The following is a 7,969-nucleotide window of genomic DNA, read 5'->3' on the forward strand; positions in this document are numbered from 1 at the left end:
GTCCACTAGAAAATAAGTGGACACTATCCTGACGGCAGCAGCGCCAGGCTCAAGATGGGATTACCGGCCGCTTACCAATGAGCAGCCGCCCCAAACACTCCGAAGTTTCGCCGGTGACGTGGGGAGTCATATCAACGTCATCACTGACGGAGTTTTCGCTGTAGTTTTGCAAGATGGACACCAGTACATCGGAGCAAGGGATTTGCTCCGTTGATCAACCCGATATTAATAAAGTGTACATTTTGACCTCACTAAAAAGCTTGAAGTCATCATCTCCCGCTTTTGGCCGCAGAGATGAAATGCAAGCGTTCATAAATTGGGTGTGAAGAAAACCCCGATACAACCACGCATCTGATCATACAGCGGAAAGTCAGTTCGAAGAGACGCACTAAGCGCTTTGGTTCGTTCGCTCGGTAAACCAATGGCTGATTGATCGTCTGCTACTAATCTCCAGGTGGTTACTTCCGCCGTTGAGATCCCTTCATTTTTGAAAACGCGCTTTACAGCCGCGTGCACGGGCCCATGTCACCATAGGAAATTATTGGACGTGTATGGCCCCCTCCTCTATTGCGGTGGTGGCTACCTCTGTGGAAACTCTGTTTAACGTACTTGTGTGCTTCCGATAGCGCCTTCACATGCTAGCCGCAGCCATGCTGTGGTCATAGCCCGTCTCATTCTTTACCGGTGCCCAGGCGCAGGCGGGACAAACGTGCCAGTGGTGGCGCCACCAAGATCGGGGCTCGCTGGTAAGGGCGTGCCAGCCAAAGCAACACCGCCACCGGCAGCAGGCGCGCTGGCGGTGTGCCAGCGGTCAGATCAGCGGCCCTATCAGGGCGGATCAGTTATCGCTGGTGTCCGACAGGTAGGCGCCGTCCTCGTCATGGACTTCCTGGCCGGTGACCGGCGGGTTGAAGGCGCAGATCAGGCGCATGTCTTCGGTGCCACCGTACAGGGTGTGCTTGTCGTGGTTGTCCAGGGCGTAGAGGGTACCGTCGGTAATCTCGTGAACTTCACCCGTGGCGAGGTCCTTAATGCGCCCGTTACCGGCAACGCAGTAAACGGCTTCCAGGTGGTGCTTGTACCAGAAAGTGTGCTCGGAGCCTGCCTTGATGATGGTTTCGTGGAAGGAAAATCCCATTCCGTCCTTCTTGAGCAGCAGACGGCGGCTGGTCCACTGCTTGTCGCTGACTTCACGCTCGGTACCAATGATGTCCTGAACTTTAACGATTTTCATGGGCGTATCTCATGGTTGGTTGGTCAGAATCGGGCTAAAACACCTTATAGTACTAACATTAGGCATCTATATATTTCAAGCGGCCCTTTCCTCCCGCTACTGGTTATACCCCTCTAGACATGTCCCTTAACAAAATTTCGTCAAGTATTTTATTGTCTAAGGTCCTGAATCAATGGGATGGACTCCTCCTCACCTCACCGGCATCTACGTGCCAAAATGGTGAGTGATTAGTCAACCATCATGAAGATGAGGAGAAGCCCATCCCATTGATTCAGGAGGGAGTCATGGCTACAGTGAACAGGGTTGTCCGGGAGATCTGCGGCAAGGCCTTGGTCACCTGCTGCTTCACCCACGTATACCCTGATGACCCCGCCCCCTATTACACCGTGATCGCCCCGGGTCGGCGCGGCGACCAGGTCAAACAGTGGGACGAGATCAAGCTTGCGGTGATGGAAACCCTGATCGACCTGGGTGGCACCATTACCCATCACCACGCCGTGGGCCGCGATTACCGGCCGGGCAACGATCGCCAGAGGCCGGAGCTGGAGCTGTTTGCTGACGTGCTGCGTTCAGCCAAGCAGACGTTGGACCCAGATGGTCTGTTGAACCCGGGAGTGCTGATATAGCCATCAGGCTTCCGGGTAGGCAACCCAGCCTTCAAGCCATGTTGACGTGGCCCTGGGATTTACAGCACCAGGATATACGGCAGATTCATCGAAAAACTCGCTTTTGGGTGGCCGTTTCGACGTCATGGATTGTGTTGAACCCCTGGGGCGGAAGTGGGGGGAGGATTCGTTACTGACTGATGGCTGCAGGCCGGTTTCGACCTGGATGGTGTTCTGGTGTTCCGGACTTCGCATCCACAGTTCTTCATTGAACCCGAAGTCATCATCGTCTGTTTCGTTAACGATTGTCAGGCTGCCAAGGCGGCCATTGTTGGCAAGCAGGTTGTGACTGAACGTCAGTGCGCCTGTGCCTATCAGAGCGGTAACCTCGTCCCGTGTATCCAGGGCTTCAATGGCGAAGCTGTCTATGATCATATTGTGGAAATGTCCGCCGGAGCCTTCACGCAACAGTATTGCCCGGTGCTCTTTCGCGGAGCGGCCATTGCCGTAGAGAGTAACGTTGTAGAACGTGGGTTCGGATCTCGGTATGGCAGAGTGGCTGGAGCCATTGTTGTCGCCTTCAAAAGCGTTGTCACCCACATCGCGGTGTTGCTGGACAATGGCGAACTGAACCCGGCCCCGCCAGCCCCAGTCCCAGTCGATACTGTCATCAGCGGCACCGGTTACCAGTATGTTTTTCAGGTCGACGGTACCGCCGAACATCTCGATGCCATCGTCCAGCGCCCGATGTACCTGCACGTGCTGAATAATGGTGTTGGAGCCGCAACCACCCAGAGTAAGCCCGTTCAGTTCATTGTTCTGATAGACCTCGAATCCGGCAAACTCAATGCGGGTGTACTGCATCACCCCACAGCTGTGGTTTTCGTCGTTACCACCGAATTGCCCGCGAGGGTCGCTTTCGGGGATACCTTCAATGGCGGCGTTCGGCTGGTTAACCGGCGCGTTTCCCAGAAGTACCACCCCGCCCCAGTCGCCACGGGCTCGCTGCCCTGGTGCCTTGCTGCTTGTGAAAACCACCGGCTGGTTCCTGCTGCCGCGGGCAAACAGTTTGGCGCTGGGAGTGACGATCAGTGCAGACCCGGATTCGCCTTCAACGGTTACGCCGGGCTCGATGGTCAGATGAGCGTCTTCAACAAAAATCGTGTCTTCGAGCACGTAGCGACGCCCCGTCTCCCAGACTGTATCCGCGGTAATATCGGTGCTGATACGCACGCTGCGGTTTTCAAAAGCGGTAAAGCCAGCAACGGTAACGCCGATAACAGGAATGAGCACCAGCGCATTGCGCCAGAACCACCCCCGGCTTTTAGCTGGCTTTTCCGCGCCGACAGAAAGAGTCTGGTCCGGCGACTTTGCCATTAAAGGCAAGCCGTCATCGTTGGCCATGATTTCGCGGGCCAATGCCTGGAGCTCTGGGGAGCCATTAGCTTCAACGCGCCTGAGCACATCCGTTCGGTAGCCCGGTTCCCTGAGAAGGACATTGAGGTGAACGAAATCCACGCCAGGGCATTGGCCTTTATCGATACGGCGTTTCAGACGCCAGAGTTTTTCTACCAGTAGGGAGGATTCGTCGGCCATTACTGCTGCTCCGTTGGGATCGGATGAGAGCACCGTTGTACACGTCCAATATGAAAGTTTAATGTCAGTGGCTGGTCCGGCCCGGAGCAGGAGGCGATGCGTGCAAGGCGGGCCAGCTTCAATGCATCCCGGCGGTCAGTCTTGATCCGCTCCGCCACCGCAATCGTTTCCTTGTGGACGTCCAGGCCCACATACGCGGCGTAACATTCCTGCCCGGGCAGTTCCAGCCTCACTGCAACAGTATCGATTCGGGCCGCTTCTGGTTTAAACTCATTCATGACCTGCCCTCCTCAAAGTGGCTCTGCTGTTGGTTTCTTTCCGTCCTCAACAATAACCCACGATCGTTGAGGACGGGCAGGTCAATCCATCATGTCTAGATCCTCAATGTTCTCTAGTCAGCTCTACCCCAAATTCATAACAGTTTTATGAAGGCCCCCGGGGAGTCGGAGAGAAGTTTCTTCGCCTGTCTGTGCGCGCGGTCCTGCAAGTCGTGGAGCTTTGCCTGAATGGCGTGCTTTACGAGTTCAAAATCCTTTTCATCAAGTTCCAGAGCCTCCCGGTGGTCGATGAGATAATCCGTCAGAACCGCATAGTCGTTCGCATCACCCTGGGCCTCGGTGAGATTCTGAAGCTGCGACACTTTCGATTTGAGGCCCTTTCCGAACATCGGTCGAAGGATTCTCAAGCAGTAAAAGAGATCTTTGGACCGTTTCCGAAACTCATGAAAGTCCTCTATATCTTCAGATTGGCGAGCTTTCTTTTCTGCTTTACGGGCTTCCTGATAGATTTTTTTGAGGTTTGGGACAAGATCAGAAAGGGATTTTGGAAGACTCCAATCTTTCGGCGATTTGCTGTTTGAATCGACTTCCAACGCAAGGTCCACGAAAAAGTCACTGCCTTTTTCTGCGAGGGGGTCGAGCTGGGCTTGTGCTGATAGAAAGCTAGCAACTGTATCCGCAGGTTTGCCTTCCAGAGATAGTGTTTCAGCTAAGAGGTGGTTCCAGGTTTTCGTCCGAACGAGCGCATCCCTGTTGCCAGATAATTTGCCTGAGACCTCTTTGTAGAACGACTGGTTGTCGCTGAAGTCCGCCTTATCCATATGAGGCTTGACGAGGCGCAGCACTGCCCGAATTTCCTTGCATCCTTTTCGAGCTTCATGAACCCCAGTCTCGGGATCCCGGCATGCTCGGAGAAGTGAGAGAGCGATGTCGTCATTGATTGACCGCATTAGCCGTCTCAGATGCTTCGCAAAATTGCCGTTGGGAGTGAGTCTGTACCGCATGACGTTACCTCGCTTCACCCGAACAATGTTAAAGGTCGAGGGTGAAATGATGTGCTCGTTTCAGTGGACTTTGGCCATGGGCGAGATGGCATGGGGGGGGCTAGGTGAATCTATAAAACAGGACCCCGCAGAGGCCTTTGCCCGTTTTTTTGCGTAACTGGCTGCGTCGGAGATCTGATCGGCTGTTCGCTGGTCATCTGGGCCCACTTGGACAATGCCCGCTGCCAGGGATACCAGTGGAAAGCGATTGATGTGCCCGCCTCTGTCCTCGGATTCCACGAAACCGTTTTGCAGTACAGTATCCGTATAAAAACGCCGGGTCTGATCGACGAATTGTGCTTGCAGGGCTTTGGCATTGGAAATGGCAAGGGGCGATGGGCTGATTACGACAAAGTCGTCCCCGCCAATATGGCCTAGGAAGTCGCCATCGCCGTGAAAGAACTCCAGCAGCAGGTCGGCGAGCAAGAGGATGACCTGATCACCCACACGGTAGCCAAGCAGGTCGTTGAGGGGCTTGAACATATTGATATCAAAGTAAACCAGAATGAAGGGAAGTCCCTCTTCTGTCCGCGCAGCCAGAGCCTTTTGAATGGGGACGTTGCCCGGCAAAAGGGTTAGTGGGTTGGCATAGCGCGCTGTTTCGATCTTTCTTGCAGTAATCTGTTTGAGCAGCATACGGGTGGATCCGAGTCCGACATACCGGTCGTTGTGTGTGACAACAAAGTGCTGCTTGAGGTAGTGGGCATCGTCGTCGATCAACCGCTGACTGACTTCATCCAGTGGTGTGTTGTAGTCCACGATAAGGGCATCGGAGCTCAGCATCTGGGTAACCTGGCGCTTTTCATACAGTGCCCGGCCATAAGGCGTGCTGAACGTTTCCAGAACCCGCCATTTATGAAGCAGACCAAGGGGGCGGCCATTATCCACTACTGGCAGCGAGAACGTGCTTGGCTCACTTTGAAGACGCTCCCAGGCGTGTTGCAGAGTTGAGTCGGAGGTGATCGGCTCGATCTGGCTGATCAGGGAGCCAGCTGTCTCCTCTCGGGAGACTTTGATTGTAGGGGAGGGCTGCACGCCCAACGGATTCAGGCAGGCGGTCGCAATCTGTTTGGGCCGACCGAACAGAAAGCCCTGGACCAGCGATATGCCCAGTCCTGCAACAACCCGGAATTCCGCCTCGGTTTCCACTCCTTCAGCAATCAGTCTGCAGCCCAGACGATCCGACAGATCCACAACGGACCTGAGAAATTCCCGTTTAACCAGGTCGTCCTGTATGTCTCTGATAAAATGCCTGTCGATCTTAACGAAGTCCGGTTTAAGCTCCGACCACAGTTTGAGTCCGGAATATCCGCTGCCAAGATCATCAATGGCAATCAGAAACCCTTGCTTCTTCAGCCAGGACAGTGTTTTCAGAAGCTCGGACGGATCTACGGTGGGATAGCGTTCCGAGAGTTCAATCACAATGTCTGACGGCTTCAGTCGATTTGTCTCAAGAAGCTCCTGCAAATGTGCGGGTCTGAACTCCGGTGGCATTAATTTGGCCGGGCTGACGTTAACGAAGAGTTTCAGCCGTGTGCCCTGGCCAGACCAGCTTCGTGCAGCCGTCCGAAGGCAGAGACCATCAAGCTCTGACGTCAGACCACAGCGCTCGGCGGTTTCAAACAGCAGCTGGGCTCCGTGCAGACTGCTGGCCGAGGGACCACGGCTGAGAGCCTCATAACCAAAAACGGACTTTCTTTCTATATTTACGATGGGCTGGAAGAGGGTTGTAATTGTCTCTTCCGTTAATAAGCGTCTCAGTTCCTGATTGAGGCAATTCTGCATATCTGTCACTTCTGGATGTGAGTGGGGCGTAGAGGTGTAACCTGCGTCTTGCCCTCGCATGTTCCCTACCTGCTGATTCAGTTGGTTCACATCCGGTTGTGCCAATTTACGAACTTACGACTGACATGGTGCGCAAGATATGTGACAGGCGTATTGCAGGTATGCCGTAATACTGGACATGATGTCCCTTAACAAACGTTCGTCTTATTATTAAGTTTGTCGGATAGATAGGCGCACAATTGATTCAATGATTTGATCCGCTGTTTTGCGCCAGACAAAAGGTTTGGGATCGTCATTGTACCGTGCCAGGTAGTCTTTAATGGAGGCCTCCAGCTCGCGAGTGGTGCGACGCTGCTGTTGGCGTGAAATGAACGTGATACCGGGGCCGGGCGGCAAACCAGGCCCGAACCTTTTCCGTTTTATGGGTGCCGTAGTTGTCCATGACGAGGTGAATATCCAAATCTTCCGGAACCTCCCGGTCAATCTCTTTTTAAAAGGTCAAAAACTCTTTAGCGCAGTGTCTCCTTTGCGAAGGCGTCCGATAACCTCGCCCGTGGCAACGTCCAGGGCTGCAAACAGGGTCGTGGTGCCGTGACGAACGTAGTCGTGTGTTCTGGTTTCGGAGTAGCCAAACGACAGCGGAAGCGCTGGCTGAGTGCGGTTCAATGCCTGTATCTGGCTTTTCTCGTCCACACACAGGACCAGAGCCCGGTCAGGCGGATTCATATACAGCCCAACAATGTCGTGAACCTTGGCCACAAAGTGGGGGTCGGTTGAGAGCTAAAGGTCTCCAGGCGATGAGGCTTCAACCCAAACGCCCGCCAGATTCGGCTGATTGCCATGGCATTGAGCCCGGTTTCCTTGGCCATCAGCGTGGTAGACCAGTGGGTCGCATCCTTGGGCTTGGATTGGAGCGTTTTGTGGATAACGTCTGCCACCTTCTTATCATCAATACTGCGGGGCCGACCACCTCGGGGCGTCTGTCAGGCCCGCCACGCGGAACTGTTCAAACCGCTTACGCCACTTACTGACGGTTTCTGTCGTGACGCCCACTCGCTCAGCAATCACTCTTCCGGGCAGGCCCTCGGTGCTCAACAGGATCATTCGTGCGCGTTGCTGCTCGGCTGCTGGCATCTGCCGGCGACGGACCCACGAGCTAAGCTCATCCTGTTCTTCGTCTGTAATGATCAGAGGAATAACGGGTCGACCCATTGCAGTAGCTCCATCGATGCTGCAATAACCCCAAGCTGCAATTGATTCGACGAACTTTTGTTAAGAGACACTAACTCCTTTAATGAAGGGATCTCGCCAAATTTCTGCCGAAAAATAGCTTGCCTCCAGGAATTTGCAATCTGGTGCATATTCCGGCCCATCATGAACACCCATTCCGGACGAACGTGAACACCTATTCTGGTTCAACGTGAACAG

At 54.2% G+C, this 7,969-nt stretch carries 6 protein-coding genes and 1 pseudogene; 1 reads left to right on the plus strand and 6 read right to left on the minus strand.

The features are described 5' to 3' along the window. Positions 1-838: 838 nt before the first annotated feature. Positions 839-1,234: an ectoine synthase gene (locus tag QPM17_RS23125; protein WP_285394107.1), complete on the minus strand. Its 396-nt coding sequence runs from the start codon at positions 1,232-1,234 to the stop codon at positions 839-841. A gap of 284 nt (positions 1,235-1,518) precedes the next feature. Between QPM17_RS23125 and QPM17_RS23130 the strand changes: the two genes are divergently transcribed. After that, complete coding sequence (locus QPM17_RS23130; RefSeq protein WP_285394108.1) at positions 1,519-1,860, plus strand: FAD-linked oxidase C-terminal domain-containing protein; 342 nt, start codon at positions 1,519-1,521, stop codon at positions 1,858-1,860. Positions 1,861-1,863: 3 nt separating this feature from the next. Here the strand turns inward: QPM17_RS23130 and QPM17_RS23135 are convergent, their stop codons facing one another. The 5 genes and pseudogenes from QPM17_RS23135 to QPM17_RS23155 form a co-directional block, all read right to left on the minus strand. Then, a complete protein-coding gene (locus QPM17_RS23135) occupies positions 1,864-3,435 on the minus strand; it encodes a hypothetical protein (RefSeq protein WP_285394109.1) in 1,572 nt (523 codons plus the stop codon). Then, entirely contained in the window at positions 3,435-3,713 is a 279-nt protein-coding gene (locus tag QPM17_RS23140; RefSeq protein WP_285394110.1) for a hypothetical protein, read from the minus strand. The genes QPM17_RS23135 and QPM17_RS23140 overlap by 1 nt, the downstream gene beginning before the upstream one ends. Positions 3,714-3,847: 134 nt before the next feature. Further along, positions 3,848-4,717, minus strand: a complete 870-nt coding sequence (locus tag QPM17_RS23145) for a CHAD domain-containing protein (RefSeq protein ID WP_285394111.1) — start codon at positions 4,715-4,717, stop codon at positions 3,848-3,850. A 60-nt stretch (positions 4,718-4,777) separates the two neighbouring features. After that, on the minus strand, positions 4,778-6,541 hold the full coding sequence (locus tag QPM17_RS23150) for an EAL domain-containing protein (protein WP_285394112.1): 1,764 nt from the start codon (positions 6,539-6,541) through the stop codon (positions 4,778-4,780). Between the two features lie 210 nt (positions 6,542-6,751). Then, positions 6,752-7,753: pseudogene (locus QPM17_RS23155) on the minus strand (IS630 family transposase). Positions 7,754-7,969 lie beyond the last annotated feature (216 nt).

The sequence above is a fragment of the Marinobacter azerbaijanicus genome, assembly GCF_030250645.1.
Classification (GTDB): domain Bacteria; phylum Pseudomonadota; class Gammaproteobacteria; order Pseudomonadales; family Oleiphilaceae; genus Marinobacter; species Marinobacter azerbaijanicus.